The organism is Pseudomonas pharyngis, from assembly GCF_021602345.1.
In the GTDB taxonomy this organism is placed as follows: Bacteria; Pseudomonadota; Gammaproteobacteria; order Pseudomonadales; family Pseudomonadaceae; genus Aquipseudomonas; species Aquipseudomonas pharyngis.
Genome location: NZ_BQID01000005.1, coordinates 142,877 through 169,621, shown reverse-complemented (window position 1 = coordinate 169,621; position 26,745 = coordinate 142,877). Strand labels below are relative to the sequence as shown.

Below are 26,745 nucleotides of genomic sequence, written 5' to 3'. Positions count from 1 at the left end.
TAAAGTCTGTGCAACAGTTGTAGCGCAGCTACCAATAGTCCCGTTCATGCAAGATCGGTGGCTTCATCACTATGTAATCGCACCGGGAGTGGTCATGGGTCGAGTATTGCTTGCCGAAGATCACCCGGTGGTCGTCTCTGCCATCCGTATGCTGTTGCATGGGTTGGGCTATAAGCAGATTCACGTGGTGTCGAGCGGCGTCGACGTCGTGCCGATGATTCGTGAACATGCGCCGGATCTGATGATTCTCGACCTGAACCTTGCAGGTATGGGCGGGCTGGATGTATTGGAACGTATCAGGGCTAACGGGCTGGTTTGCAAAGTCGTGATTTTCACCTCGGCTCCCCGGAACAGTTTCCTGATGCGTTGCCGGCGTGCCGGAGCGATGGCCTTCGTGGAAAAGTCCGCCGACCTGAAACAGCTCGAGAATGCGATCAAGGCTGTGCGTTCGGGCTACACTGTTTTTCCTGAAATGCACGGTGTCAGTTCAGGACAACTCGATGCATTGAGTGATGAGCGGCAGTTGATTGATCGGCTGTCCGACCGCGAACTGCATATTCTGGTGCAACTGGCTCACGGCAAGTCCAACAAGCTCATCGCCTTGGAAATGAACCTGAGTCACAAAACCGTCAGCACCTACAAGACCCGATTGATGCTCAAACTGGGAATAACGTCCTCAGTGACGTTGCGAGAGCTGGTCGTGCGCAACGATCTGTTCTGAGAGGCTTTCCATGATGAGACCGTTGCGGTTGGTGTTTCTGTTGGCACTTTTGTTTGCAGGCACAGTTCAGGCGGCGACGAGTGCGCAAAGACTGGAAATCGTTTCCCGCACCCGCCTGGAAGGCGTGCAGGTTCGCCTTGATGATCAGGATAAACAGTGGCTGAGCGCGCATCCGGTATTGCGCATCGGTGCCTCCTGGCCGGATTACCCGCCCTTTGAACTGACCCGCAAGCGCCATGAGCTGGAAGGCCTCACCGCCGATTACGCCGATGCGATTGCACAAGTACTCAATCTCGCCGTCGAAGTCTGGTGCTATCCCGACCGCGCAAGTGCGATGGCCGCGCTCAAGGCCGGGGATCTGGATTTGCTGGGCACGTCGAACAACTTCGAGATCGCCGACCCCGAACTGATGCTGTCCCGTGCCTACGCCGAAGATCAGCCGATGTGGGTGACCCGGCTCGACGAACCATTGCCCGACGATCTGGCCGGCAAGCGAATCGCCATGGTGGACGACTACCTGCCAGCCTCGACCATCGAGCAGGCTTACCCGCAAGCCTCCCTGCAGCGTTATCGCTCGATTCTCGATGCCCTCGGCGCGGTGGCGTTCGGTCGGGATGCGCTCTACCTTGGCGACTTCATCAGCGCCAGCTATCTGATCAACACTCATTTTTATAACGACCTGCAACTGGCGGGCCCCTCGGGCCTTGACGCCAACCCGTTCGGCTTCGCCCTGACCCGCAGCAACACGCGGTTGAAACGTCTGGTCGACAAGGCCCTGCTGGCGATTCCCATGGAACAGCGCCTCGCGATGGAGCTGCGCTGGAGTGCCGGGCGCGCCGACAGGGCAGCACAGTCGCGGGTAAGTCTGAGCGACAGCGAGCAACAATGGCTGGATCAGCATCCGGTGGTGCGGGTCGGTGCTATCGACGATTTTGCGCCGCTGGCATTCTTTGATGCCGATGGCCGGTTCAGCGGCCTGACTGCACAACTGCTCAACCTGATCAGTCAGCGCAGTGGCCTGACATTCGAGGTGGTGCGCGGTCAGTCTCTGGATCGTCAGGTCGAGCAGCTCAGGAGCGGGGAGCTGGATCTGTTGCCGGTGCTGACACCGAGCCGCGAGCGTGAACTTGAAATGCGGTTCACCCGGTCGTACGCCAACAGCCCCTTCGTCTTGATCACCGATTTGAAGGCACAGGCGCCGCGCAGTCTCGAGGATATGGCGGGTAAACGACTGGCGCTCTATCGCGGTAATCCGCTGCGCGAATATCTGTTGGAGCACGTGCCGCAGATCAACCTGATCGAGTTGCCGAGTCCGGCGGACGGTACGCGGGCGCTGCTTGATGGTCGGGCTGATGCGACATTGAGCTCGTTGCTGGTGGCGCGTTATCAGATCGATCACCAGTACCGTGAGCGCTTGCGGATTGTCTCCACGCTGGGTGATCAACCGGCCCGGATTGCCATGGCCACGGCGCCCGATGCCCCGCAACTGCAATCGATTCTGAACAAGGCGCTGCTGGCCATTGCCCCCCAGGAAATTGATGGTCTGGTCGCGCGCTGGAGTCGTAACGTGGTGCTGCAGGACAGCTATTGGCAGCGTCATAGAGAGCAAATCCTGCGCGGCTTTGCCATTGCCGCCGGGTTGCTGTTGCTGGCGTTGGGCTGGATCGCCTTTCAGCGTCGGCAGATCCGTCAGCGTCAACAATGGTTAAGACAGTTGCAGGAGGCCAAGGAGGCGGCCGATGAAGCCAATCGTGCCAAGAGCACGTTTCTGGCGACCATGAGCCATGAAATCCGCACACCGATGAATGCCCTGATCGGCATGCTTGAACTGGCCCTCAAGCGTGCCGATGAAGGCGTGACCGATCGCCAGGCGATCGAGGTGGCGTCCAGTGCCGGGCAGCAATTGCTGGCATTGATCGGCGATATTCTCGACATCGCGCGCATTGAGGCTGGGCATTTGTCGCTGGTTCCCGAACGGGTCAATCTGCGCGAGGTGGTGCAGTCGGTGTGTCGGATTTTCGAAGGCCTGGCCCGGCAGAAGCAATTGTTGTGGCATGTGGAACTGGATGAACGCAGCAACGTCGAGGTGATGATCGATGCCCTGCGTTTCAAACAAGTGCTGTCGAATCTGTTGAGCAATGCCATCAAGTTCACCGATGACGGCGAGGTGAGCCTGCGCTTGCGCGTATTCGGCGAACAGGACGGGCTGATTGAAGTGGGTGTAGCCATTGAAGACAGTGGCCGGGGAATCAGCGCCGAGGATCAGCAACGCTTGTTCAGCCCGTTTGTGCAGGTCGGCGATCATCAGACTGCGGCGCAGGGCGGTTCTGGCCTGGGGTTGGTGATCAGCCGCAACCTGTGCCGGATGATGGGTGGTGATTTGTGGATGACCAGCGAGCCGGGCGGGGGCACTCAGGTCATGCTGCGACTGGAACTGCCAGTGCTGCAGCCGCTGGTGCAGGAGGCTGCACCGGCACCCGTGGCGACGGCGGTCAAGTCGCTGAACGTGCTGGTGGTGGATGACCATCCCGTGAATCGCCTGTTGTTGTGCCGACAGTTGAGTGAACTCGGCCATCGCCCCGTTGAAACCGATGGTGGTGAGAGCGGGCTGGCGCTGTGGCGCGGTCACTCCTTCGATGCATTGATCACTGACTGCAACATGCCGGGGCTCAACGGTTACGAGCTGGCGCGCGCGGTGCGTCAGGAAGAGGCCGCGACGGGCAGGGCGCCCTGTCTGATCCTTGGATTTACCGCCAATGCGCAAATGGAAGAAAAGCAGCGATGCCGGGCAGCCGGGATGGACGACTGTCTGTTCAAACCGGTTCTGCTGCGCGAATTGAGCCAGGCCCTGATGGCCGCAACATCCGAAGGCGCGCAGATCGAAAGCGTGGACGATCCGGTAGAGGCCGAGTTCGATCTGAGCGCGCTGTTGCAACTGGCAGGCGCGGACAACTCGCTGATCGGGCAATTGCGTGAGGAGGTGCTGAGCAGTCTGCGCATTGACCTGAAGCGTCTGGATGAGTCAGGCCGCAAAAATGACCGCGCCGATTTGCGTGATCTGGCGCATCACGTCACGGGCGGGGCGCACATGATCGGTGCCGAGCGTGTGGTCTCGGCGTGTCGGGTGCTCGAACAGGCCTGCCGGGCCGATCAGCCCGAAGCGGCATTGATGGCCGCCATCGATTCGCTGCGCGAGGCCATGCACGACCTCGCGCAGCAGCTTCAGGCCTGATCGATCAGTCCCACTGCGGCGCGATGCCTTTGGGGCTGGTCAGGCGATGGCCGCGCTCCAGTGTGGCGATCAGCGCCATGTCGGCGTCGCTCAGGGTCAGCGCCGTGGCACCGAGGTTGCCTTGCAGGTTGGCGCGTTTGGTCGACGACGGAATCACCGCATAACCCGATTGCATCGCCCACGCCAGCGTAACCTGCGCCGGGGTGGCATGCAGGCGCTCGGCGATCTGCACGATCAGCGGATCCTTCAACACTTCGCCGTAGGCGAGGGTCATGTACGACGTGATCTGGATGCCCTGACTTTGCGCGAACTCGACGACCTTGCGGTTTTGCAGGTATGGGTGCAGTTCAATCTGGTTGGTGGCGATATTTTCCGCACCGACCGCAGCAATCGCCTGTTTCATCAGGTCGATGGTGAAGTTGGACACGCCGATCTGCCGGGTCAGGCCCAGGCGTTTGGCTTCCAGCAGCGCGCCCATGAATTCCTCCACCGGCACCTGATCTTCCGGCGACGGCCAGTGGATCAGCGTCAGGTCGAGGTAGTCGGTCTGCAGCTTTTGCAGGCTTTCCTTGAGGCTTTCGATCAGACGATCCCCGGCGAAGTTGGCGATCCAGATCTTGCTGGTGATGAACAGCTCTTCACGGGCAATGCCGCTGGCAGCGATGGCTGCGCCAACGTCGGCCTCGTTTTCGTAGATCTGTGCGGTGTCGATGGCTCGGTAACCAAGTTCAAGGGCAGTGCTCACCGAATCGATGACCACCTGGCCTTGCAGGCGAAACGTACCAAGACCGAAAGCGGGAACAGACATGCAGGGACTCCAGGATTGCAGTGGGAATGGGCAGGAGTATCCGCGTCTGATTCCTTAAGAAAAACCGCTGTGGGGACAAAGTACTGTTGACTGAAAGTCACGAATCACCGCAATCGGTATCGTTCCACCGGTAGAACGATGAGAACAGTTTTGGCTGACTAGTACTAAATACGTGGCGAATTTATGATCGGCCTATGATCAACCCAATTGCGGAGTCCACCATGAAAAATCTTATCGGTCTCTACACCAGCCCTCGCGGCCACTGGGTCTGCGATGGGTTTCCGGTGCGCACCCTGTTTTCCTACGACAACCTGGGCCAGCACATCAGCCCGTTCCTGCTGTTGGATCACGCCGGGCCTGCGCATTTCACCCCGACTACTGAACGCCGTGGCGTGGGGCAGCATCCGCACCGTGGCTTCGAAACCGTGACCATCGTTTACGAAGGCGAAGTGCAGCACCGTGACTCCACCGGCAGTGGCGGCACCATAGGCCCGGGCGATGTGCAGTGGATGACGGCGGCTTCCGGAATCCTGCATGAGGAGTTCCATTCGGAAAACTTCGCTCGAACCGGCGGCAACCTGGAAATGGTGCAGCTGTGGGTGAATCTGCCGGCCAAGGACAAAATGGCCGCGCCGGGTTACCAGACCATTCTGGACAGTGATATCCCGAAAATCGCGCTAAAGGACGGTGCCGGCAGCCTGCGGCTGATCGCCGGTGAGTTCGACGGCCACAAAGGTCCATCCCGCACGTTCACGCCTATCGACGTGTGGGATCTGCGACTGAACACTGGCAAGTTGCTCTCGCTGGATCTGCACGAAGGCCGCAACACGGCGCTGGTGGTGTTGAAGGGTTCGGTTCAGATCAACGGTGGGGAGTCGATGCGCGAAGGCCAGTTGGCGCTGTTCGAGCGTGATGGCGATCGCATCACCCTTGAAGCCAGCGCGGACGCGGTGGTGCTGCTGCTCAGCGGCGAGCCGATCGACGAGCCGATTGTCGGCCACGGCCCGTTCGTGATGAACACCGAGCAGGAAATCCATCAGGCTTTCGCCGACTTCCAGTCCGGCCGCTTCGGCCAGATGCACAGCTAAAAAAACCGGCAGGCGCCACGTGCGCCTGCCGGTTTTTTTTTGAGCGCGTGCAGTGGCGCTCATCCCGCCAAATCAATTCCTCCTACACTGAGCCCAATCTGTGCGATCTTCTCGCGACTGGCCCCTGTCGGAGTTGTTTGATGCTGTCTCTGCTCACCGATCATCCGTTGTTTTGCGCCTTGATCCTGATCCTGGTCGATCTCGGTCTGTGGCGCCTGATCAGCGCCCACGGCAGCGCATGGAAACTGTTGGTGCGGGTGCTGATTTTTGCCCTGTTCAGCATCCTGCTGTTCAACGAAGGGCTCAACCCGATGGAGCCTGCGCCGTGGGCCGACAATGTGCCGTTGCACCTGGCGGCGACCGGGTTGCAGATCGGCTGGTGGCTGTTCGGCGCGCGCACCCTGACGGTGCTGATTGGCGCGGTGATGATGCAGCGGGTCGGACACACCGGGCGGTTGTTGCAGGATTTGCTCGGTGCGGTGATTTTCCTGATCGCCATTATCGCGGCACTGGCCTATGTGCTGGATCTGCCGGTCAAGGGCGTGCTGGCAACCTCCGGGGCGCTGGCGATCATCGTCGGTCTGGCGTTGCAGAGCACCTTGAGCGACGTGTTTTCCGGGATCGTGCTCAACACCACCAAGCCTTATCAACTGGATGACTGGATTTCCATCGACGGCACCGAAGGTCGGGTCACCGACATCGACTGGCGCGCCACGCGCCTGCAAACCAGTCAGGGCAGCATGGCGGTGATTCCCAACTCGCTGGCGGCCAAGGCCAAGATCATTAACTTCAGCCGGCCGAGCAATATGTTCGGGGTGGCCGTCAGCGTGCAGGTCAGCCCCCATGCGCGGCCCAGTTCGGTGATCGAGGCCCTGGAGCGAGCGATGCAGGGCTGTCGGCAATTGCTGGAGAGCCCCGCGCCGAGTGTCGCGCTGAAGAGCTCCAGCAGCGCCGGCACCGAATATGAGATCAGCGGGTTTGTCGCCTCGATGAGCGAAAAGCGCGTGGTGCGCAATCAACTGTTCGACCTGGCGTTCCGGCACCTGCAAGCGTCCGGGGTCAATCTGCTGTCGAGCGATGAACCCGGTGTGGCGAGCAATCTTTCGCGGCCACGGGCGTTGCTCGACAGCTCGCCGATTTTCTCCACCCTGCGTCAGGAAGAGAAAGAAACCTTCAGCCAGAACATGACCCTGCAAACCTTCCGGGCCGGCGAGATGATCCTCGCGGGCGGCGAGGTCAGCGATCATCTGTTCATCATCGAGTCCGGCGTGGTCTCGGTGACGCTCAAGCGCCATGGCGCGCCGTTCGAGTCTGGACGGATGGGGCCGGGTGAGGTGATCGGCGAGGCGGGGATTCTGTCCGATACGTCGTTGCCGGCCGACTTCTCCGCCAAGACCTTCTGCGCGCTGTACCGCATCGAGAAGTCTTATCTCAAGCCGTGCCTGGACGCTCGTCACGACATCAACGACGCGATGCAGGCTCTGCTCGATTTCCGCCTGCACAAGGCGCAATCCCTGACGGAAGAAACGCCGGTGCTGGCGCCGAAAAAAGGGTTCCTGCAATGGCTGCGCAATCGCGTCTGAGCCTTCAGCGCAGGCCGTAATCCGCCAGTTTGCGTTCCAGGTTCAGGCGCACCTGTGGCCATTCGTCATCGATGATGCTGAAGCGCACCGAGTTGCGCTTGCGGCCGTCCGGCATGATGCGTTCGTGGCGGACGATGCCTTCCTGTTGCGCGCCGAGCCGCAGGATCGCGTTGCGCGACTTCTGGTTGTTCTCGTCGGTGGTGAACTGCACCCGCACGCAGTCGAGCACCTCGAACGCGTGGCGCAGCATCAGGTACTTGGCCTCGGTGTTGACGAAGGTCTTCTGAAAACGTGCCGAAATCCAGCTGCTGCCGATCTCCAGCTTGCGGTTGAGCGGGTCGATTTTCCAGAACCGGGTCGAGCCGATCACCTCGCCGGTTTCCTTCAATACGATGACAAACGGCATGACGGTCCCAGCCTCACGGCCATCGAGGGCCTTTTTCAGGTAGGCATCGACGGTGGTGGCCGACGGCACCACGGTGACCGTGAGGTTCCACAGTTCACCGTCAGCGGCAGCGCGGAGCAGGGCATCGGCGTCGGTGTATTGGAGCGGGCGCAGGATGATGCCCTGGCCTTGCAGCGTGGTTTGCATGTGGGGATTCTCGGCGATCGGGCGAGGGCTTATTACGCCGTACGGGAAGGATCCGACGCAACCGTCGCGGTGGGCGGATGTCAGAGTTTTTATCGGTCAATGGCAGGAACCCGGACGATGAAAAAAATGCGCATTGCCACGTTCAACGTCAACGGCCTGCGGGCCCGACTGCCGAACCTGCTGGAATGGCTCAAGCGCGAGCAGCCGGACATCGCCTGTTTGCAGGAGCTGAAACTGGTGGACAGCGCGTTTCCCGCCGCCGAGCTGGAGGCCGCTGGTTACGGCGCCATCTGGCACGGCCAGGCTTCATGGAACGGCGTGGCGATTCTTGCCCGCGATGCGCAACCGCTGGAGAGCCGGCGCGGTTTGCCCGGCGACCCCGACGATAAACACAGCCGCTACCTCGAAGCGGCGGTGCACGGGGTGTTGGTGGGCTGCCTGTACCTGCCCAATGGCAATCCGCAACCGGGGCCGAAGTTCGACTACAAACTGGCCTGGTTCGAGCGCCTGATCAAATACGCCAAGGATCTGCAAAGCAGCGATCACCCGGTGGTGCTGGCCGGCGATTACAACGTGGTGCCCACCGATCTGGATATCTACAACACCCGTTCGTGGCTCAAGGATGCGTTGTTGCAACCGGAGAGCCGCGAGTGCTATCAGCGTCTGCTGGATCAGGGCTGGACCGATTCGTTGCGGCATCTGTATCCCGAGGATCGGCTCTATACGTTCTGGGATTACTTCCGCCAGCACTGGCAGAAGAACTCCGGGCTGCGGATCGACCATCTGCTGCTCAATCCGACGCTGAGCCCTTATCTGCACGAGGCCGGTGTGGATGCCTGGGTGCGCAACGAACCGCATGCCAGCGACCACGCGCCGACGTGGATTCGCATCGATTCGCGTAAGCGGAAATAATCAATTCTCGTGATTGAGAATAGTTATTGCAATCAGATTGCCAAGGCGTTTTTTGATTGAAAATGCATAGTGGCTTTTTGGTTTCGGATGTCGTAATTTTGGAATATAGGAACTACAAAAAGACGACGGAGCGAAGCGAATGGCCAGTTTTTTTAAGGATGCAATTTCAAAAATTTATGGTGACGACGATGATTTTATAATCATCGGTCTAACAGGGCGCACTGGAAGTGGGTGTTCGACAGTTGCAAAAATACTTTCGAAGCCACAGGAGGAAATAAAGCACTCCCTGTTTTCTGGTAATAACCCTGATTCAAATCCTCAAAGAAAGCAGAAGATAATTCTTAAGAATTTTGAAAAAAATTGGGAGCCGTTTGTAACCATACAGGCAAGCTCGGTTTTAACGCTTATGTTGTCGGAGCTTGATATAACAGAGTCATCCGTTTTTTTGGGAGGAGTGGACGGGATAAGTGAGAAGGTTAAACGGGATATTGTTGAGGTTTTGCAAGAAATAAAAAATGAACCTGTAGTGGAGGGTGATATAAAAAACCTGAGGAGATACTTTGCAGAATTTTTGCCTGGACAGAACGAAAAGCTAAAGCGTGTTATTGGTGGTTCTGGTTATGTAAAGTTATTTCAGCAAATTGGTAATAATCTTCGAAATTCTGGTAGTCCGGCTTCTGATGAACGTAAGAGTGGTAGTTTTTATTCGCTCGCAGATAAAATAAATTCAATTATAAAGTTGATACGCTCGGCTCGAGGTAAGGGGCGGAAAACTTTTATCGTTATTGATGCTATTCGCAACCCATTCGAGGCGACATATTTCCAAGATCGTTATTCTTCTTTCTATTTAATGGCGGTTTCGTGTGAAGATGAACAACGTAAGAGACGACTGAGACTTCTAGGGTATACGGATGAGCAAGTAGGTAGGATTGATGGGGAGGAGTACAGTTCTAGAAGTCTCAATCAGCAGTCTACTTATATAAAGCAAGATATTCAGGCTTGCTTGGAACGGTCGGAGCTGTATATAAATAACCCGGATTCAGAAAACGCTGTTTCGGATTTTTCCAGTCTAGCAAATCAGTTGATCACTTTTGTATCTTTAATGATGAGGCCGGGGCTAGTTACGCCTACACCTTTAGAACGGTGTATGCAAATGGCTTATACTGCAAAATTGAATTCGGGTTGTATTTCAAGACAAGTAGGAGCTGTTGTAACGGATTTAAATTTCTCAGTGCAATCTGTTGGCTGGAACGATACTCCATATGGGCAAGTTCCTTGCAGTTTGCGTAATCGATTTGACCTTGTGAGCGGTTACGACCAGAGTGCTTACTCTGAATATGAGAAAACTGATGTCGCTTATATTGAAAGATTTAGTGGTGAGAACTCCAAGTATCTAAAAATTGCAAGTACGGGGAGGAATGTCTCCTACTGTTTTAAAAGTGAGTATAACAGTCTAAAAAAAGAAAAAAATCAGGTTCATACCAGATCACTGCATGCGGAAGAAAATGCATTTCTGCAGATTTCTAAGTATGGTGGTAGACCTGTTGAGGGTGGAAAGCTTTTTACAACTGCTAGCCCTTGTGAGTTGTGTTCGAAGAAAGCTTATCAATTAGGTATTAAGGAAATTTATTATATAGATCCGTATCCTGGGATTGCAGTAAATCATATATTAATGGGAGGGACTAATAATCCTCAGTTGATAATTTTTTCTGGTGCCGTCGGGCGAGCGTTTCATAATCTATACTCGCCGAGGTTGCCATATAAGGACGAGTTGAATGCTTTGGCGCTTGATGACTAAATGATTTATATGTCAAGCGCCTAACTCTGAGGCGTTATGTCCATTGGCAAGCCATTATTGCTTTTGCTAGTGCGCTGCTCATCCATTTCCTGAGTCGGATGAGCAGCGGGATGAACAGGTACTGATAAATGTGATCGAAATAATCAATTGTCGAGACCATAGATGAGTCTCTTATACATGGCGACCATCGGCGGAACGATCCGCGCCCCCATGCAAAAGGACCCAGCCATGAGCGAGCCACGCCTGACGAATCTGAAACAGTATCTGCAACGCCTGGGATTCGATGCGCCCCCGACACCGACCCTTGAAACCCTGCGCCTGTTGCAACTGCGCCATACCGGCGCCTTTGCTTTCGAAAACCTGTCGACGCTGAGTGGCGAACCTGTGCTGATCGATCTGCCCTCCATTGAGCGCAAGGTCCTGAACGACGCCCGTGGCGGTTACTGCTACGAGCTGAACAACCTGTTTCTGGCCTTGTTGCTGGAGCTGGGGTTCGATGCGCGGGGCATCAGCGGGCGCGTGGTGATGAATCAGCCCGAAGGCAGCTGGACGGCGCGCACCCACCGCTTGAGCCTGGTGAACATTGACGACGTGCGCTACATCACCGACGTCGGCTTCGGCGGCATGGTGCCGACCGCGCCGCTGGTGCTGGATACCGAAGCCGAGCAATCCACCCCGCACGAACCGTATCGCATCGAAGTGCAGGCCGATGGCTACATGCTGCGGGCCAAGGTTGCTGGCGAATGGCGGCCGATGTACCTGTTCGACCTGCAGCGCCAGGAAGACATCGATTACACCCTCGGCAACTGGTACGTCTCGACCCACCCGGACTCACCATTCGCCCAGCGCCTGATGGTGGCGCGTACCGGCGACGGCTGGCGGCGTACGCTGAACAACGGCAGTTTCGCCATTCACCGCATCGGCGCCGAGAGCGAGCGGCGCGAAGTGACAGATGTTGATGAACTGATCGAATTGCTGGAACGGGAATTTGGCCTGAACTTGCCGCACCAGCCCGGTGCACGGGAGGCTCTGGCGCGCTTGATTCAGCCAGTTTGAACGCTACGGTTTGACGTCCGGTTCCAGCACCCGCCGGATCTCGTTCACGGCCGCCGACAGTTTTTTCTCAAGGCTCTTGAGGTCGGTGGCGGTGATGCCTTGCTTGAATTGCCCGCTTGAATGTTCGAGTTCTTCGGTTGCGCCACGGCTATTAAGCAATGCGTGGCGCAGGGTGTTGTTGATCACCGTCTGATAGCCAAACCCCTCGCTTTCAGCGACCTCGCGCGCGGCTTCGATCACCGCGTCATCGAGCATGATGGTGATGCGCGTTTTACCCTTGGTGGGCGCAATGGCGCCGCGTTTACCGTCGCTGAAATTGTATTCATTTTTCATTGATTACCTCTGCGCAAAGTTGCCATTGCTCGCTGGGCTCGAATGCGTTGGCAGCATTCTTGCTTTTGTCGAACTGAATCTTGAATGACTTCAATATGCATACTTTATATGTATAAAAAAGAGTGCGGCCGCGCCGTCGGTCGCCGTGAACACTTCAGCCTAGGCGGATAAAACGTGAACTCGATTGGGGATGTGTTGCCGGATTTGTGGAATGAAAGCAGCGGGATAGAAGGTTGGGTGGCTAGCTAACCATTATGTGACTGACAAGTTGTATACAAGTCTATGGACATTTGTCCTGACTCTTGCATACAGTGTGTGCATAACAAAAACCAGGGAACTCCCCCACCATGAAAACGCCCCATGTTTCACACCAACGGCCCGAGGACGAGAATCTCGGGGTCGGCGCGAATATGGCTTACGGCCTGCAACACGTTCTGACCATGTATGGCGGTATCGTCGCGGTGCCACTGATCATCGGTCAGGCCGCCGGGCTTTCGCCGGCGGACATCGGTCTGTTGATTGCTGCTTCATTGTTTGCGGGGGGGCTGGCCACGTTGCTGCAAACCCTGGGTTTACCGTTTTTCGGCTGTCAGTTGCCGCTGGTGCAGGGCGTGTCGTTCTCTGGCGTTGCCACCATGGTGGCGATTGTCAGCAGTGGCGGGGAGGGCGGCTTCCAGTCGGTGCTCGGCGCGGTGATTGCGGCGTCGCTGATCGGCTTGCTGATCACGCCGGTGTTCTCGCGAATCACCAAGTTCTTCCCGCCGCTGGTCACGGGCATCGTGATCACCACCATCGGCCTGACGCTGATGCCGGTGGCCGCACGCTGGGCCATGGGCGGCAACAGTCATGCGCCTGATTTCGGCAGCATGCAGAACATCGGTCTGGCGGCGGTCACGCTGGTGCTGGTGTTGTTGCTGAGCAAGGTCGGCAGCTCGACCATCTCGCGTCTGTCGATCCTGTTGGCCATGGTGATCGGCACGGTGCTGGCGGTGTTCCTCGGGATGGCGGACTTCTCCAGCGTCACCCAGGGCCCGATGTTCGGCTTCCCGACGCCGTTCCATTTCGGCATGCCGACCTTCCACTTCGCTGCGATCCTGTCGATGTGCATCGTGGTCATGGTGACTCTGGTGGAAACCTCGGCGGACATTCTGGCGGTCGGTGAAATCATCGGCACCAAGGTCGACTCCAAACGTCTGGGCAACGGCCTGCGGGCGGACATGCTATCGAGCATGTTTGCGCCGATCTTCGGCTCGTTCACCCAAAGCGCCTTCGCCCAGAACGTCGGGCTGGTGGCGGTGACCGGGATCAAGAGCCGCTATGTGGTGGCGACCGGCGGTATCTTCCTGGTGATCCTCGGTCTGCTGCCGTTCATGGGCCGGGTCATCGCAGCCGTGCCGACGTCGGTACTCGGCGGCGCCGGTATCGTGCTGTTCGGCACCGTGGCGGCAAGCGGTATCCGCACGCTGTCCAAGGTCGATTATCGCAACAACGTCAACCTGATCATCGTCGCCACCTCGATCGGCTTCGGCATGATCCCGATTGCCGCACCGAACTTCTACGATCACTTCCCGAGCTGGTTCGCGACCATTTTCCATTCGGGCATCAGTTCGTCGGCGATCATGGCGATCCTGCTGAACCTGGCATTCAACCACTTCACGGCGGGTAACTCGGATCAGCAGTCGGTGTTTGCGGCGGCAGAAGAGCGGACCCTGCGTTATCGCGATCTGGCAGCGCTGCGTGAAGGCGACTACTTCAGCGACGGCAAGCTGCATGACTGCGACGGCAATGAAGTGCCGGTGATCGATCCGGATTCGGATCACGGTCATGGCGTACCGAAGGCACATGCCAAGAGCAGCGAGCACGTCTGACCGTTGTGGTTGAATGAAAAGGGCCGATCAGCTGGAAAACTGATCGGCCCTTTTTCTATGTCGCCGTTTTTTTCAGCGCCCACTAAAAAGCCCCTGAATCTTTCGATTCAGGGGCTCTGTATTTGGCTCCACAACCTGGACTCGAACCAGGGACCCAGTGATTAACAGTCACTTGCTCTACCAACTGAGCTATTGCGGAATTGGTGCGTATGTTACTGATTTAAAAAGACTAGTCAAGCGCGAGATGTAAATTTGTTGGAAAGGTCAGGACGGGCGGCGGTTTATCGGCGATTGGCGGTTACCAGAACTCCACCAGAGGTCTACCATGGCCGCCCGGAAGTGGTCACACGCGCTGCCGGCCATTCGCCGAAAAGGTACGCGCCATGAATAGTCCCATCCTCACCCATTGTCCTGTCGAGGTGTTCGCATGAGCACCGCGCAAATCAGCCTGCCCAAAGGCGTTGGCCCACATGCCGAAAAGCTTTTCGACGCGATCACTCAGGCCGGTACGGCTGAAGAACTGAACCGCGCAGGCGGCAAGGCCGAAGGTTTTGTCCTCGGCCTGGAAAGCACCAAGGCCATCAAGAGCCAGATCGCCGAATCGCTCTACGTCGTTTATGACGATGCGGCGACTCAGCGTGCAGCGGAACTGGCTTAACCGCCGAACGTGAAGGTGCCGAGCATCAGTTTGGCGTACAGCATCGTCGCACCCAGTTGCACCAGCCACAGCGCCAGCCCGCCGAGAAACACCCCGGCCGCGACTTGCAGCACCAGGTTGTTGCCGCGTTTGGCCGGGGCGCGGGGGATGAAGTCATCCAGATCGTCGCGGTCGGCGCGCAGGTCATCGTTTTTCATGTCGTCTCTCTGAAATATCGTTTGGGTGCAGTCTAGAGGGTGTAGCGGCTTTTCTTCAGACAAATAAAAAACGGGAAGCGCGAAGGCCTCCCGTTTTCAGTACGGCGCCGGATCAGATGACCTGAACGATGGCGTCCGTCACGGCTTCGATGTTGCTCTGGTTCAGCGCAGCGACGCAGATGCGGCCGGTGTCCAGGGCGTAGATGCCGAACTCGTTGCGCAGGCGATGAACCTGTTCGGTGGTCAGGCCGGAGTAGGAGAACATGCCGCGCTGACGACCGACGAAGCTGAAGTCACGCTGCGGGGCTTTCTTGGCCAGCAGAGCAACCATCTGCTCGCGCATGCCACGAATGCGCAGGCGCATTTCAGCCAGTTCGGCTTCCCACTGGGCGCGCAGTTCCGGGCTGTTCAATACCGCAGCAACGATGCTTGCACCGTGGGTCGGCGGGTTGGAGTAGTTGGTGCGGATCACGCGTTTGACTTGCGACAGGACGCGGGCGCTTTCTTCTTTCGATTCGCTGATGATCGACAGCGCACCGACGCGCTCGCCGTACAGCGAGAACGACTTGGAGAACGAGCTCGATACGAAGAAGGTCAGGCCGGATTCGGCAAACAGCCGCACGGCAGCGGCGTCTTCGGCGATGCCGTCACCGAAACCCTGGTAAGCCATGTCGAGGAACGGCACGTGACCTTTGGCCTTGACCGTTTCCAGCACGTTGTTCCAGTCCGCCGGGCTCAGGTCGACGCCGGTCGGGTTGTGGCAGCAGGCGTGCAGCACGACGATCGAGCCATTCGGCAGGGCGTTGAGGTCTTCGAGCAGGCCGGCACGGTTCACGTCGTGGGTGGCGGCGTCGTAGTAGCGGTAGTTCTGCACCGGGAAACCGGCGGTTTCGAACAAGGCGCGGTGGTTTTCCCAGCTCGGGTCGCTGATCGCCACAACGGCATTTGGCAGCAGTTGCTTGAGGAAGTCGGCACCGATTTTCAGTGCGCCGGTCCCGCCGACGGCCTGGGTGGTGACAACGCGGCCAGCCGCCAGCAGTGGCGAATCATTGCCGAACAGCAGCTTTTGCACGGCCTGGTCGTAGGCCGCGATGCCGTCGATCGGCAGGTAGCCACGGGAGGCATGCTGAGCGGCGCGAATGGTTTCGGCTTCGATGACGGCGCGCAGGAGTGGAATTCGCCCCTCTTCGTTGCAGTACACACCCACCCCGAGGTTGACCTTATTGGTCCGGGTATCGGCGTTGAATGCTTCGTTGAGGCCCAGGATTGGATCGCGGGGTGCCATTTCGACAGCGGAGAACAGGCTCATTTTTACGGCAGCTCTATTGGAGAGTGGAGGGACGTGTGGCGCTCCAGCCGAATGCACTAGAGCGGTGCACAAACGGGGAGCTAGTATAGAGGCCATCATCGATCAATGGCGACAGGCGAATCGGCTTTTAAGGTAAGTTTTTCCGATTATTTCTCGACCGTTAGTCGAATGCATCTGTCGGAGACTTTACCGGATGTAGGACGTTTGCCTTGAAAGGCGAGGCAATCGGCTCCACATTCAGCACAATCTTCGTTTTTTCTTGCGCGACATCGGTCGTTTGCGGTCATTCTCGTGGTGCTGCGGTTTGCCAGCAGCGTCGCGATTCCAGAGGTGTTTATGTCTGAATTCCAGCTCGTCACCCGTTTCGACCCCGCCGGCGATCAACCCGAAGCCATTCGCCTGATGGTCGAAGGCATCGAAGCCGGGCTGTCGCACCAGACGCTGCTCGGGGTGACCGGGTCGGGCAAGACCTTCAGCATCGCCAACGTCATCGCCCAGGTGCAGCGCCCGACCCTGGTGCTGGCGCCGAACAAGACGCTGGCCGCGCAGTTGTACGGCGAGTTCAAGTCGTTCTTTCCGAACAACGCCGTCGAGTACTTCGTTTCCTACTACGACTACTACCAGCCCGAAGCCTATGTGCCGTCGTCCGACACCTTTATCGAGAAGGATGCGTCGATCAACGACCACATCGAGCAGATGCGCCTGTCAGCGACCAAGGCGTTGCTGGAGCGCAAGGACGCGATCATCGTCACCACGGTCTCGTGCATCTACGGTCTGGGCAGTCCGGAAACCTATTTGAAAATGGTCTTGCACGTCGATCGCGGCGACAAGCTCGACCAGCGTGCGCTGGTGCGGCGGCTGGCCGACCTGCAATACACCCGCAACGACATGGATTTCGCCCGTGCGACCTTCCGGGTGCGCGGCGATGTGATCGACATCTACCCGGCGGAATCCGACCTCGAAGCGATCCGCATCGAGTTGTTCGATGACGAAGTGGAGAGCATTTCCGCGTTCGACCCGCTGACCGGCGAGGTCATCCGCAAGCTGCCGCGCTTCACCTTCTATCCGAAAAGCCACTACGTGACGCCTCGGGAAACCCTGCTCGACGCCATCGAGGGGATCAAGGTCGAGTTGCAGGAGCGCCTGGAATACCTGCGCAACAACAACAAACTGGTGGAAGCCCAGCGCCTGGAGCAGCGCACCCGATTTGACCTGGAGATGATCCTCGAACTCGGTTATTGCAACGGCATCGAAAACTACTCGCGCTATCTGTCGGGTCGTCCGGCCGGTGCGGCGCCGCCGACGCTCTACGATTACCTGCCGGCCGACGCCTTGCTGGTGATCGACGAATCCCACGTCAGCGTGCCGCAGGTCGGCGCGATGTATAAGGGCGACCGCTCGCGTAAAGAGACCCTGGTGGAATACGGCTTCCGCCTGCCATCGGCGCTGGACAACCGGCCGATGCGCTTCGACGAGTGGGAAGGGGTCAGCCCGCAGACGATTTTCGTCTCGGCCACGCCCGGCAACTACGAAGCCGAACACGCCGGCCGGGTGATCGAACAGGTTGTGCGCCCGACCGGTCTGGTCGACCCGCAGGTTGAAGTGCGCCCGGCGCTGACCCAGGTCGACGATCTGCTCTCGGAAATCACCAAGCGCGTCGCGGTAGAGGAGCGAGTGCTGGTCACCACGCTGACCAAGCGCATGGCCGAAGATCTGACCGATTACCTGGCCGATCACGGCGTGCGTGTGCGTTATCTGCACTCGGACATCGACACCGTCGAGCGGGTGGAAATCATCCGCGACCTGCGTCTGGGTACTTTTGATGTGCTGGTGGGGATCAACCTGCTGCGTGAAGGTCTGGACATGCCGGAAGTGTCGCTGGTGGCGATTCTCGACGCGGACAAGGAAGGTTTCCTGCGTTCCGAGCGGTCGCTGATCCAGACCATCGGCCGGGCGGCGCGTAACCTCAATGGTCGAGCGATCCTCTACGCGGATCGCATCACCGGTTCGATGGAGCGGGCGATTGGCGAAACCGAGCGCCGTCGCGACAAGCAGATCGCCTTCAACCTGGCCAACGGCATCACGCCGAAGGGCGTGTTCAAGGACGTCGCCGACATCATGGAAGGCGCCACCGTGCCCGGTTCGCGCAGCAAGAAGCGCAAAGGCATGGCCAAGGCCGCCGAAGAAAACGCCAAGTACGAAGCCGAACTGCGCTCACCGAGCGAGATCACCAAGCGCATCCGTCAACTGGAAGAGAAGATGTATCAGCTGGCCCGCGACCTGGAATTCGAAGCCGCGGCGCAGATGCGCGACGAAATCGCCAAGCTGCGTGAGCGGCTGTTGGCCGTTTAACGGATCGTTCCCACGCTCTGCGTGGGAATGCAGCCCTGGACGCTCTGCGTCCGCTCAAGGTTAATGTGCCTCGCCGGCCTTCAGTCCGGCGGGCAATTTCTTGGTCAGCAAAATCGCCAACATGCTGATCCCCAGCGCAATCCCGACAAAATGAAACGCATCGTTGTAGGCCATGATCAGCGCCTGCTGATGCACGATCTCGCTCAACTTGCCCAGCGCCGCCGTGTCACTGCCGAAGCGATCAGTCATCGACGCCAGGCGTTCGGCCACCTGCGGATTGGTCGGCACCACCGCTTCACGCAGGTAATCGAAGTAGGTCTTGGTGCGCGCATCCAGCAGGGTGGCGAGCAGAGCGATGCCGATGGCGCCGCCGAGGTTGCGCAAAATGTTGAACAGGCTCGATGCCGAGCCCGCGTCCTGCGGCAGGATGTACGCCGTGGCGATCAGCGAAATGGTCACCATGATCAGCGGCTGGCCCAGTGCGCGGATGATCTGGATCTGGTTGAACTGCGGCCCGGCGAAATCCGGGTTGAGCACGCCGGAGGAAAAACTCGCCAGCCCGAACAGGCCGAATCCGATCGTGCACAGCCATTTCGGCGAGACGAATTTCATCAGTTTCGGCACCAGCGGAATCAGAAACAGCTGCGGCACGCCCATCCACATGATCACTTCGCCGATCTGCAGGGCGTTGTAGTTCTGGATCTGCGCCAGATACAGCGGCAGCAGATAGATCGAACCGTACAGCCCAACGCCCATGCCGAGGCTGGAAATACTCGACAGCCCGAAATTGCGGTTGCGCAGGATGCCCAGGTTGATCAGCGGATTGGGCTTGGAAATCTGCACGATCACAAAGGTGATCAGGCTCAGCAGGGCGATGCTGCCCAGCGTCACGATCAGGCTCGATTCCAGCCAGTCCTTGCGATGGCCTTCCTCAAGAAAAACCTGCAGGCAACCGAGGCCGATACCCAGGGTGAGAATGCCGGTGTAATCGGTGCTTTTCAGCAGCTCCCAATGCGCTTCTTTTTTCTCCAGGCCGTACATCAGCCCGGCGATCATGATCAGGCCCGGCGGGATGTTGATATAGAAGATGTATTCCCAGCCCCAGTTCTCCGTGAGCCAGCCGCCGAGGGTCGGGCCGATGGACGGGGCGAAGGTAGCGGTCATGGCAAACATCGCCATGCCTTTGGCGCGGTGATGTTCGGGGAGTTTGATCAGGGTCAGGGTGAACGCCAGCGGGATCAGCGCGCCGCCGGTGAAGCCCTGCATGGCGCGAAACACGATCATGCTCTCCAGACTCCAGGCCATCGAGCACAGCAGCGACGAAATCAGAAACCCCAGCGACACCCACACTGCCAGCCGCCGTGCCGACAGCAACTGCACCAGCCAGGCGGTCAGCGGGATCATGATGATTTCCGCCACCAGATAAGACGTCGAAATCCACGAGCCTTCTTCCAGCGTCGCCGACAGGGCGCCCTGAATATCCTTGAGCGAGGAGTTGGTGATCTGGATGTCGAGCACTGCCATGAAGGCGCCGAGCATCACGCTCATCACCGCAATCCAGTCCCGCCGGGTCGGTTCGCCGACCGGGCGGATCAGCGAATCACCGGCCATTGTCGGCGGTGTCTTTGATATTCACGGTGGCGGTGACGGACATGCCCGGACGGATCTTGCCGTGCAGCGGGTTATCGGCCTTGAAGGTCAGCTTGACCGGAATCCGCTGCACGACCTTGGTGAAGTTGCCGGTGGCGTTGTCCGGCGGCAACAGGCTGAACTGCGCGCCGGAGGCGGCGAACAGGCTGTCGACCCGGGCCTCGATCGGCGTATCGCCGTAGGCATCGAAAAGCAGCTCGGCTTTCTGGCCCGGCTGCATGTGACCGATTTGGGTTTCCTTGAAATTGGCCTGCACCCAAATGTCTTCGTCCGGAACGATTGAAAGCAGATAGGCGCCGGCCTGCACCACCTGACCATTGCGCGCGGCACGCTGGCCGATCAGGCCGCTGATCGGTGCGTGGATTTCGCTGCGGGTCAGGTTCAGTTCGGCTTGGGCGAGGTCGGCGCGGGCGTTGGCGATCTGCGCATCGAGGCGTTTGATCTCGGCGGTCAGCGCGTTGACCTGCTGGCGCTGGCTCTGGGCATCGGCCTGGGCCTTGGCCACTTGCGAGCGGGCGATATGAGCGTCGGCGGAGAGGGTGGTGACCCGCTCCTCGGAGACGTAGCCGGGTTTACGCAGGGTTTCTGCCCGCGACAAATCCATCTGCGAGCGCCCGAGGGTGGCTTGCGTGGTTGCCACTTGCGCATCGCTGGCGGCGATCAGGCTCGATTGCTGAGTCAATTTGCTCTGGGCCTGCAGGCGTTCGGCTTCGCGGGTGGCGAGGGCGGCATTGGCGCGATCGACGGCGAGACGGAAATCATTCGGTTCGAGACGAATCAGCAACTGGCCTTTTTCCACATGCTGGTTGTCCTGCACCAGCACTTCCTCGATGCGTGCGCTCAACTGGCTCGACACGCGGGTGATTTCACCCTGGACATAGGCGTTGTCGGTGCTTTCATAAAAGCGTCCCTTGAAAAACCAATGGGCGAAAAAGCCCCCGGCAATCAGCAGGACCAGCAACAGGAAAATGAACAGGCGACGCTTGAGTTGGGCAGGCATGGGCAAACTGTAGTCGAGGAATTGTAAGGAAAGTTATCAGCAGGCGAATCTGGCACACAGCCGATGAGCGGTAAATGCCGTCTGTTGATATTCGGCCATTCACCACGGCCAACGGGCGTTCCAGACGCAACCTTGGCTTAAATGCCCTGCCCGCTGGAGCGGGGCGGGTGTCGCCTGTTACCATTCGCCGCTTGATCGTTCTTTGCTTTTCATTCTTTTCGAGACATGCCATGACCACCGTCCGCACTCGCATCGCGCCATCGCCTACCGGGGATCCCCACGTAGGTACCGCTTACATCGCACTGTTCAACTACTGCTTTGCCAAGCAGCACGGCGGTGAGTTTATCCTGCGGATCGAAGACACCGATCAGTTGCGTTCGACCCGCGAGTCCGAACAGCAGATCTTCGACGCCCTGCGCTGGCTGGGTATCGACTGGAGCGAAGGCCCGGACGTCGGCGGCCCGCACGGTCCTTACCGTCAGAGCGAGCGCGGCGATATCTACCAGAAGTACTGCCAGCAGCTGGTCGACATGGGCCACGCCTTCCCGTGCTTCTGCACCGCTGAAGAGCTGGACCAGATGCGCGCCGAGCAAATGGCTCGCGGCGAAACTCCGCGTTACGACGGCCGGGCACTGTTGCTGTCCAAGGAAGAAGTCGCCCGTCGCCTGGCTGCCGGCGAGCCGCACGTGATCCGCATGAAGGTGCCGAGCGAAGGCGTCTGCGTGGTGCCGGACATGCTGCGTGGCGATGTCGAGATCCCGTGGGATCGCATGGACATGCAAGTGCTGATGAAGACCGACGGCCTGCCGACGTACTTCCTGGCCAACGTGGTCGACGATCACCTGATGGGCATCACCCACGTGCTGCGCGGCGAAGAATGGCTGCCGTCGGCGCCGAAACTGATCCTGCTTTACGAATACTTCGGCTGGGAACAGCCGGAGCTGTGCTACATGCCGCTGCTGCGTAACCCGGACAAGAGCAAGCTGTCCAAGCGCAAGAACCCGACTTCGGTGACGTTCTACGAGCGCATGGGCTTCATGCCTGAGGCGATGCTCAACTACCTGGGCCGCATGGGCTGGTCGATGCCGGACGAGCGCGAGAAGTTCTCGCTGCAGGAAATGGTCGACAACTTCGACCTCAAGCGCGTGTCGCTGGGCGGGCCGATTTTCGACATCGAGAAACTGTCGTGGCTCAACGGCCAGTGGCTGCGTGATCTGCCGGTGGAAGAGTTCGCCGCTCGCGTACAGAAGTGGGCGTTCAATTCCGAATACATGATGAAGATCGCGCCGCACGTTCAGGGCCGCGTCGAAACCTTCAGCCAGGTTGCACCGCTGGCCGGATTCTTCTTCGCCGGTGGCGTGAACCCGGATGCCAAGCTGTTCGAATCGAAAAAGCTGTCGGGCGATCAGGTTCGTCAACTGATGCAGTTGATCCTGTGGAAGCTTGAGAGCCTGCGTCAGTGGGAGAAGGACAGCATCACCGCGACGATTCAGGCGGTGGTCGAATCCCTCGAGCTCAAGCTGCGTGATGCGATGCCGCTGATGTTTGCTGCGATCACCGGGCAGGCGAGTTCGGTGTCGGTGCTCGATGCGATGGAAATCCTCGGGCCGGACCTGACCCGTTTCCGTCTGCGCCAGGCGATTGACCTGCTGGGCGGCGTGTCGAAGAAAGAAAACAAAGAGTGGGAAAAGCTGTTGGGCGCCATCGCCTGATTGCGTTTGACTCTGCAGGACGCGCCGAAGGTCATGATCTTTTGATCATGTCCTTAGGCGTTTTCCCCCGAATTTACGGGGGGAGGGCGGTAAGTGATTGTTATGCCGACAAAAAATTTTGAATTTTTTCAAAAATAAGTTTGACAGCCTTTCGATACGCCCTTAAGATTCGCCCCGTCCTCAGCGATGACATCAACGATGAGGGGCTATAGCTCAGCTGGGAGAGCGCTTGCATGGCATGCAAGAGGTCGACGGTTCGATCCCGTCTAGCTCCACCAATTTACACTTCGAAGCCTGGCCACACCGGCTTCGAAGCGATCAACACTCAGCGTTGATCAGTTGTATAGAAGGGTTTGCGTCCCCTTCGTCTAGTGGCCTAGGACACCGCCCTTTCACGGCGGTAACAGGGGTTCGAGTCCCCTAGGGGACGCCAGTTTTACAGAAGCGATGTTGCAAGATGTCGCTCCGCCGAGAGGCGAAAAATCCGGGGCTATAGCTCAGCTGGGAGAGCGCCTGCATGGCATGCAGGAGGTCAGCGGTTCGATCCCGCTTAGCTCCACCAATTTACAGTTCAAGGTCTGGCCACACCGGCCTTGAATCGATCAGTACTCAGCGCTGATCAGTTGTACAGAAGGTTTGTGTCCCCTTCGTCTAGTGGCCTAGGACACCGCCCTTTCACGGCGGTAACAGGGGTTCGAGTCCCCTAGGGGACGCCACGATTACCCGCTCTGCGGGATTTTATAAGGGTCATTCAATTATTGAATGGCCCTTTTGTTTGTCTGGCGTTTGGCCAAATCCTCTTTTTCCTTAACACTGTGCTTCAGACCAGCGGTCACGCGTGTGACTTGCGGAATATTATTATGAGAATAATATTGCTATCGTAATATTCGGAGGCGACGATGAACGACAAGAAAGCTCAAACCCGCGAACGCATTCTCAAGGCCGCCAGTGCTGCACTGATCCAGCGCGGTCCGGCTGAACCGAGCGTGGGCGAAGTGATGGGTGCGGCCGGCCTGACCGTTGGCGGCTTCTATGCCCACTTCGAAAGCAAGGACGCCATGATGCTTGAGGCGTTCAAGCAATTGCTCGGTCGCCGTCGCGACCTGATTGCCGACATGGATAGCGAGCTGACCGGTGAAGAGCGCCGCGCTCTGGTAGCCGCGTTCTATCTGTCGCGCAAGCATCGCGATTCCAGCGATTCGGCCTGCCCGATTCCGGCCTCCATTGGTGAGCTGGGCCGTCTGCCGGAGGCCTTTCGGATGGCGTTGAACGAACACTTGGAATTGATGATTGCGCAGTTGGCCGCAGCGCCGGAAGACACCGACAAAGCGTTGGCCGACGTGGCCTTGATGGTGGGTGGCCTGGCGCTCGCGAGGGCGTTGGGGCCTGGGGATTTATCCGATCGATTGCTGCGCGCCGCCAAGTCGGCGGTGCGTTGACCTGAAGGCTACAAGCCCGGGGAGAGAGCGATGAGCACGTTGAAGTGGGTTCGCGGCGTTAATGGCACCTTGGGCTGGTTCGCACCGAAACTGGTGGCGAGCAAAATGCGGTTGGCGTTCATGACGCCGCGCGTGAATAAACCGAGGGACTGGGAATTGCCGCTGCTGGCGAAATCCGAACGCATCACCTTGCGCTTCGGTCTTTCGGCCCTGCGCTGGGGGCAAGGCCCGACTGTTTTGCTGATGCACGGCTGGGAAGGGCGGCCCACCCAGTTTGCCGCGTTGATCACCGCGCTGGTTGAAGCGGGTTACACCGTTGTCGCGCTTGATGGCCCGGCCCACGGTCGCTCGCCGGGGCGTGAAGCCAACGTGGTCCTGTTCGCTCGAGCGATGCTTGAAGCCGCTGCCGAATTGCCTCCGTTGCAGGCTGTCATCGGTCACTCCATGGGCGGCGCCAGCGCCATGCTGGCGGTGCAATTAGGATTGCGCACCGAAACCCTCGTGAGCATTGCCGCTCCGGCGCGGATTCTCGGGGTGTTGCGCGGGTTTGCCCGTTATGTCGGCATGCCGCCCAGGGCCCGCTCGGCGTTCATTCGTCAGGTCGAACAGGACGTCGGCATGCGCGCCGCCACCCTTGATGTCGCCCACTATCAACTGGATATGCCAGGCCTGATCGTGCATGCCGAGGACGACACCTTCGTTTCGGTCAAGGAATCCCAATTGATCCACGAATCCTGGTTCGACAGTCGCCTGCTGCGCCTGGAAGCCGGCGGCCATCAGCGCGTGCTGGCCGACCCCCGAGTGATTGATGGCGTGTTATCACTGCTGGCCGGGCGCAGCCTTCAGGCGCGGCAATCGGCCTAGTCATCCGTTACACTGCCCCGGTTGAATCATCTGACCGGGAGTAGGGCATGGGCTGGGATCGGGCAACGCCGTTTACCATTGATCTGCAAGTGGGCGCCGAGGACATCGACGGGCTGGGCCACGCCAACAACGCGGTCTACGTGACCTGGCTCGAGCGTTGTGCCTGGCGCCACTCGCAGCGCCTGGGCCTGGATCTGGTCGAGTACCGGCGTCTGGATCGGGCGATGGCCGTGGTGCGACACGAAATCGATTACCTGGCCGCCGCCTACGAAGGCGACGAGCTGCAATTGGCGACGTGGATCGTCGATTGGGATCAGCGCCTGAAAATGACCCGTCACTTCCAGTTGATTCGCCCCAGCGACAACGCCACGCTGCTGCGCGCCCAGACCACCTTCGTCTGCATCGAGCTGTCCACCGGCAGGCCCAAGCGCATGCCTGCCGAGTTCATCGAAGGCTACGGCCCGGCCATACAGACGGCGGACATGGGTTTAGCCCGCGAAACCCAGTAAACTGCCGCACGTTTTTCCTTGAGTGTGTGTTTCCCATGCAAATTGCTCTGGCGCCGATGGAAGGGTTGGTCGATGACATCCTGCGCGATGTCCTGACCCGTGTTGGCGGTATTGACTGGTGCGTGACCGAGTTCATTCGGGTCAACGACCAGTTGCTGACCCCGGCCTATTTCCACAAGTTCGGCCCTGAACTGCTCAACGGTGCCCGCACCGCTTCCGGCGTGCCACTGCGCGTGCAGTTGCTGGGTTCCGATCCGGTGTGCCTGGCGGAAAACGCGGCGCTGGCCTGCGAGCTGGGCTCCGAAGTGATCGACCTGAACTTCGGTTGCCCGGCCAAGACCGTCAACAAATCCCGCGGCGGTGCGGTACTGCTCAAGGAGCCGGAGTTGCTCAACCGGATCGTCGAGCACGTGCGTCGCGCCGTGCCCGCACACATTCCCGTCACCGCCAAGATGCGCCTGGGGTTCGACAGCCCGGACGGCGCGCTGGTGTGCGCCACGGCGCTGGCCGAGGGCGGCGCCGAGCACATCGTGGTTCACGCCCGCACCAAGGTCGACGGCTATAAGCCGCCGGCGCATTGGGAGTGGATTCCACGCGTGCAGGACGTGGTCAAGGTGCCGGTGTTCGCCAACGGCGATATCTGGAGCGTCGAAGACTGGCGCCGCTGCCGGGAAATCAGCGGCGTCGAAGACATCATGCTCGGTCGTGGTCTGGTGTCGCGCCCGGATCTGGCCCGTCAGATCGCCGCCGCCCGTGCTGGCGAGGAAGTCGTCGAGATGACCTGGACCGAACTGATGCCACTGATCCAGGACTTCTGGCTGCAAGCCAAAGCGCAAATGACCGCGCGCCAGTCGCCGGGCCGTTTGAAGCAGTGGCTGGCCATGCTGACCCGCAATTACCCTGAGGCCGTTGAGCTGTTTACCGTGCTTCGGCGTGAAACCGAGCCGGATCAGGTCTCGCGTTTACTGGGTTTGCCGGTCGCCGAAGCGGCCTGAAAAAAATCTGTAAATACGCTCTTGAAAACAAAACGCAGGTCCCTATCTAAGGGTTACGCGATGCCGAAT

Annotated in this window: 22 protein-coding genes and 5 tRNA genes; 19 read left to right on the top strand and 8 right to left on the bottom strand. The window is 59.0% G+C overall.

Annotated elements, in window-relative coordinates:
* Positions 1-94: 94 nt before the first annotated feature.
* A complete protein-coding gene (locus tag L6D74_RS12830) occupies positions 95-721 on the top strand; it encodes a response regulator transcription factor (RefSeq protein ID WP_236189401.1) in 627 nt (208 codons plus the stop codon).
* Positions 722-731: 10 nt separating this feature from the next.
* Positions 732-3,953 (top strand): ATP-binding protein, encoded by a 3,222-nt coding sequence (locus tag L6D74_RS12825; protein ID WP_236189399.1) that lies wholly within the window; start codon positions 732-734, stop codon positions 3,951-3,953.
* Between the two features lie 4 nt (positions 3,954-3,957).
* Here the strand turns inward: L6D74_RS12825 and dkgB are convergent, their stop codons facing one another.
* On the bottom strand, positions 3,958-4,761 hold the full coding sequence (gene dkgB, locus L6D74_RS12820) for a 2,5-didehydrogluconate reductase DkgB (protein WP_236189397.1): 804 nt from the start codon (positions 4,759-4,761) through the stop codon (positions 3,958-3,960).
* 221 nt (positions 4,762-4,982) lie between these two features.
* On the opposite strand from dkgB, the gene L6D74_RS12815 reads away from it, so the two are divergent.
* Both L6D74_RS12815 and L6D74_RS12810 read left to right on the top strand, forming a co-directional pair.
* Positions 4,983-5,849 (top strand): pirin family protein, encoded by an 867-nt coding sequence (locus tag L6D74_RS12815; protein WP_236189396.1) that lies wholly within the window; start codon positions 4,983-4,985, stop codon positions 5,847-5,849.
* Between the two features lie 140 nt (positions 5,850-5,989).
* Complete coding sequence (locus L6D74_RS12810) at positions 5,990-7,432, top strand: mechanosensitive ion channel family protein (protein ID WP_236189394.1); 1,443 nt, start codon at positions 5,990-5,992, stop codon at positions 7,430-7,432.
* Between the two features lie 4 nt (positions 7,433-7,436).
* Here the strand turns inward: L6D74_RS12810 and L6D74_RS12805 are convergent, their stop codons facing one another.
* Positions 7,437-8,024 carry a GNAT family N-acetyltransferase gene (locus L6D74_RS12805; protein WP_115077195.1) on the bottom strand — a complete coding sequence of 196 codons (588 nt, stop codon included), beginning with the start codon at positions 8,022-8,024 and terminating at the stop codon, positions 7,437-7,439.
* A gap of 117 nt (positions 8,025-8,141) precedes the next feature.
* On the opposite strand from L6D74_RS12805, the gene xth reads away from it, so the two are divergent.
* From xth to L6D74_RS12790, 3 genes are all read left to right on the top strand, one after another.
* Positions 8,142-8,936, top strand: coding sequence for an exodeoxyribonuclease III (gene xth / locus L6D74_RS12800; protein ID WP_236189393.1), 795 nt, complete (start codon positions 8,142-8,144; stop codon positions 8,934-8,936).
* Positions 8,937-9,075: 139 nt separating this feature from the next.
* The gene (locus L6D74_RS12795; protein WP_236189392.1) at positions 9,076-10,734 is read left to right on the top strand and encodes a cytidine/deoxycytidylate deaminase family protein; all 1,659 of its coding nucleotides are present in this window, start codon (positions 9,076-9,078) and stop codon (positions 10,732-10,734) included.
* A 228-nt stretch (positions 10,735-10,962) separates the two neighbouring features.
* Entirely contained in the window at positions 10,963-11,790 is an 828-nt protein-coding gene (locus tag L6D74_RS12790) for an arylamine N-acetyltransferase family protein (protein ID WP_236189391.1), read from the top strand.
* A gap of 3 nt (positions 11,791-11,793) precedes the next feature.
* On the opposite strand, the gene L6D74_RS12785 is transcribed toward L6D74_RS12790, so the two are convergent.
* Positions 11,794-12,123 (bottom strand): BrnA antitoxin family protein, encoded by a 330-nt coding sequence (locus L6D74_RS12785; protein WP_163974504.1) that lies wholly within the window; start codon positions 12,121-12,123, stop codon positions 11,794-11,796.
* A gap of 347 nt (positions 12,124-12,470) precedes the next feature.
* Between L6D74_RS12785 and L6D74_RS12780 the strand changes: the two genes are divergently transcribed.
* Positions 12,471-13,991: a nucleobase:cation symporter-2 family protein gene (locus L6D74_RS12780; RefSeq protein ID WP_163974505.1), complete on the top strand. Its 1,521-nt coding sequence runs from the start codon at positions 12,471-12,473 to the stop codon at positions 13,989-13,991.
* Between the two features lie 123 nt (positions 13,992-14,114).
* On the opposite strand, the gene L6D74_RS12775 is transcribed toward L6D74_RS12780, so the two are convergent.
* Positions 14,115-14,190, bottom strand: a tRNA-Asn gene (locus L6D74_RS12775).
* Positions 14,191-14,418: 228 nt separating this feature from the next.
* On the opposite strand from L6D74_RS12775, the gene L6D74_RS12770 reads away from it, so the two are divergent.
* A complete protein-coding gene (locus L6D74_RS12770; RefSeq protein ID WP_064594806.1) occupies positions 14,419-14,649 on the top strand; it encodes a hypothetical protein in 231 nt (76 codons plus the stop codon).
* Here the strand turns inward: L6D74_RS12770 and L6D74_RS12765 are convergent.
* The gene (locus tag L6D74_RS12765) at positions 14,646-14,846 is read right to left on the bottom strand and encodes a hypothetical protein (RefSeq protein WP_007956421.1); all 201 of its coding nucleotides are present in this window, start codon (positions 14,844-14,846) and stop codon (positions 14,646-14,648) included. The two genes, L6D74_RS12770 and L6D74_RS12765, sit on opposite strands and share 4 nt — an antisense overlap.
* Before the next feature lie 112 nt (positions 14,847-14,958).
* Positions 14,959-16,155, bottom strand: a complete 1,197-nt coding sequence (locus tag L6D74_RS12760; protein WP_064594808.1) for an amino acid aminotransferase — start codon at positions 16,153-16,155, stop codon at positions 14,959-14,961.
* Positions 16,156-16,491: 336 nt separating this feature from the next.
* Here L6D74_RS12760 and uvrB point away from each other — a divergent pair, with 336 nt between their 5' ends.
* Positions 16,492-18,507, top strand: a complete 2,016-nt coding sequence (uvrB, locus tag L6D74_RS12755) for an excinuclease ABC subunit UvrB (protein ID WP_011333338.1) — start codon at positions 16,492-16,494, stop codon at positions 18,505-18,507.
* A gap of 60 nt (positions 18,508-18,567) precedes the next feature.
* Here uvrB and L6D74_RS12750 read toward each other — a convergent pair whose 3' ends face one another.
* Both L6D74_RS12750 and L6D74_RS12745 read right to left on the bottom strand, forming a co-directional pair.
* The gene (locus L6D74_RS12750) at positions 18,568-20,118 is read right to left on the bottom strand and encodes an MDR family MFS transporter (protein ID WP_007956426.1); all 1,551 of its coding nucleotides are present in this window, start codon (positions 20,116-20,118) and stop codon (positions 18,568-18,570) included.
* Positions 20,108-21,157 (bottom strand): HlyD family secretion protein, encoded by a 1,050-nt coding sequence (locus tag L6D74_RS12745; RefSeq protein WP_236189390.1) that lies wholly within the window; start codon positions 21,155-21,157, stop codon positions 20,108-20,110. The genes L6D74_RS12750 and L6D74_RS12745 overlap by 11 nt, the downstream gene beginning before the upstream one ends.
* A 230-nt stretch (positions 21,158-21,387) precedes the next feature.
* Here L6D74_RS12745 and gltX point away from each other — a divergent pair, with 230 nt between their 5' ends.
* The 9 genes from gltX (at position 21,388) to L6D74_RS12700 (ending at position 26,676) form a co-directional block, all read left to right on the top strand.
* The gene (gene gltX / locus L6D74_RS12740) at positions 21,388-22,869 is read left to right on the top strand and encodes a glutamate--tRNA ligase (RefSeq protein WP_007956429.1); all 1,482 of its coding nucleotides are present in this window, start codon (positions 21,388-21,390) and stop codon (positions 22,867-22,869) included.
* Between the two features lie 202 nt (positions 22,870-23,071).
* Positions 23,072-23,147 (top strand) — tRNA-Ala (locus L6D74_RS12735).
* A 79-nt stretch (positions 23,148-23,226) separates the two neighbouring features.
* Positions 23,227-23,302: transfer RNA gene (locus L6D74_RS12730), tRNA-Glu, on the top strand.
* 53 nt (positions 23,303-23,355) lie between these two features.
* Positions 23,356-23,431 (top strand) — tRNA-Ala (locus tag L6D74_RS12725).
* Positions 23,432-23,509: 78 nt separating this feature from the next.
* Positions 23,510-23,585 (top strand) — tRNA-Glu (locus tag L6D74_RS12720).
* A gap of 183 nt (positions 23,586-23,768) precedes the next feature.
* Positions 23,769-24,308: a TetR/AcrR family transcriptional regulator gene (locus tag L6D74_RS12715; protein ID WP_236189389.1), complete on the top strand. Its 540-nt coding sequence runs from the start codon at positions 23,769-23,771 to the stop codon at positions 24,306-24,308.
* 30 nt (positions 24,309-24,338) lie between these two features.
* A complete protein-coding gene (locus L6D74_RS12710; protein WP_085612829.1) occupies positions 24,339-25,172 on the top strand; it encodes an alpha/beta fold hydrolase in 834 nt (277 codons plus the stop codon).
* A gap of 47 nt (positions 25,173-25,219) precedes the next feature.
* Positions 25,220-25,681 carry an acyl-CoA thioesterase gene (locus L6D74_RS12705; RefSeq protein WP_039770148.1) on the top strand — a complete coding sequence of 154 codons (462 nt, stop codon included), beginning with the start codon at positions 25,220-25,222 and terminating at the stop codon, positions 25,679-25,681.
* A 35-nt stretch (positions 25,682-25,716) separates the two neighbouring features.
* Positions 25,717-26,676, top strand: coding sequence for a tRNA dihydrouridine synthase (locus L6D74_RS12700; protein ID WP_085648997.1), 960 nt, complete (start codon positions 25,717-25,719; stop codon positions 26,674-26,676).
* Positions 26,677-26,745: the final 69 nt, after the last annotated feature.

Bases quoted from the DNA above. Each gene is read 5' to 3' on its own strand.
- L6D74_RS12810 (WP_236189394.1), top strand. From the start codon at position 5,990: ATGCTGTCTCTGCTCACCGATCATCCGTTGTTTTGCGCCTTGATCCTG.
- L6D74_RS12750 (WP_007956426.1), bottom strand. From the start codon at position 20,118: ATGGCCGGTGATTCGCTGATCCGCCCGGTCGGCGAACCGACCCGGCGG.
- dkgB (WP_236189397.1), bottom strand. From the start codon at position 4,761: ATGTCTGTTCCCGCTTTCGGTCTTGGTACGTTTCGCCTGCAAGGCCAG.
- L6D74_RS12815 (WP_236189396.1), top strand. From the start codon at position 4,983: ATGAAAAATCTTATCGGTCTCTACACCAGCCCTCGCGGCCACTGGGTC.
- L6D74_RS12710 (WP_085612829.1), top strand. From the start codon at position 24,339: ATGAGCACGTTGAAGTGGGTTCGCGGCGTTAATGGCACCTTGGGCTGG.
- L6D74_RS12745 (WP_236189390.1), bottom strand. From the start codon at position 21,157: ATGCCTGCCCAACTCAAGCGTCGCCTGTTCATTTTCCTGTTGCTGGTC.
- L6D74_RS12700 (WP_085648997.1), top strand. From the start codon at position 25,717: ATGCAAATTGCTCTGGCGCCGATGGAAGGGTTGGTCGATGACATCCTG.
- uvrB (WP_011333338.1), top strand. From the start codon at position 16,492: ATGTCTGAATTCCAGCTCGTCACCCGTTTCGACCCCGCCGGCGATCAA.
- L6D74_RS12790 (WP_236189391.1), top strand. From the start codon at position 10,963: ATGAGCGAGCCACGCCTGACGAATCTGAAACAGTATCTGCAACGCCTG.
- L6D74_RS12770 (WP_064594806.1), top strand. From the start codon at position 14,419: ATGAGCACCGCGCAAATCAGCCTGCCCAAAGGCGTTGGCCCACATGCC.
- L6D74_RS12830 (WP_236189401.1), top strand. From the start codon at position 95: ATGGGTCGAGTATTGCTTGCCGAAGATCACCCGGTGGTCGTCTCTGCC.
- L6D74_RS12805 (WP_115077195.1), bottom strand. From the start codon at position 8,024: ATGCAAACCACGCTGCAAGGCCAGGGCATCATCCTGCGCCCGCTCCAA.
- L6D74_RS12715 (WP_236189389.1), top strand. From the start codon at position 23,769: ATGAACGACAAGAAAGCTCAAACCCGCGAACGCATTCTCAAGGCCGCC.
- L6D74_RS12785 (WP_163974504.1), bottom strand. From the start codon at position 12,123: ATGAAAAATGAATACAATTTCAGCGACGGTAAACGCGGCGCCATTGCG.
- L6D74_RS12780 (WP_163974505.1), top strand. From the start codon at position 12,471: ATGAAAACGCCCCATGTTTCACACCAACGGCCCGAGGACGAGAATCTC.
- xth (WP_236189393.1), top strand. From the start codon at position 8,142: ATGAAAAAAATGCGCATTGCCACGTTCAACGTCAACGGCCTGCGGGCC.
- gltX (WP_007956429.1), top strand. From the start codon at position 21,388: ATGACCACCGTCCGCACTCGCATCGCGCCATCGCCTACCGGGGATCCC.
- L6D74_RS12760 (WP_064594808.1), bottom strand. From the start codon at position 16,155: ATGAGCCTGTTCTCCGCTGTCGAAATGGCACCCCGCGATCCAATCCTG.
- L6D74_RS12825 (WP_236189399.1), top strand. From the start codon at position 732: ATGATGAGACCGTTGCGGTTGGTGTTTCTGTTGGCACTTTTGTTTGCA.
- L6D74_RS12795 (WP_236189392.1), top strand. From the start codon at position 9,076: ATGGCCAGTTTTTTTAAGGATGCAATTTCAAAAATTTATGGTGACGAC.
- L6D74_RS12705 (WP_039770148.1), top strand. From the start codon at position 25,220: ATGGGCTGGGATCGGGCAACGCCGTTTACCATTGATCTGCAAGTGGGC.
- L6D74_RS12765 (WP_007956421.1), bottom strand. From the start codon at position 14,846: ATGAAAAACGATGACCTGCGCGCCGACCGCGACGATCTGGATGACTTC.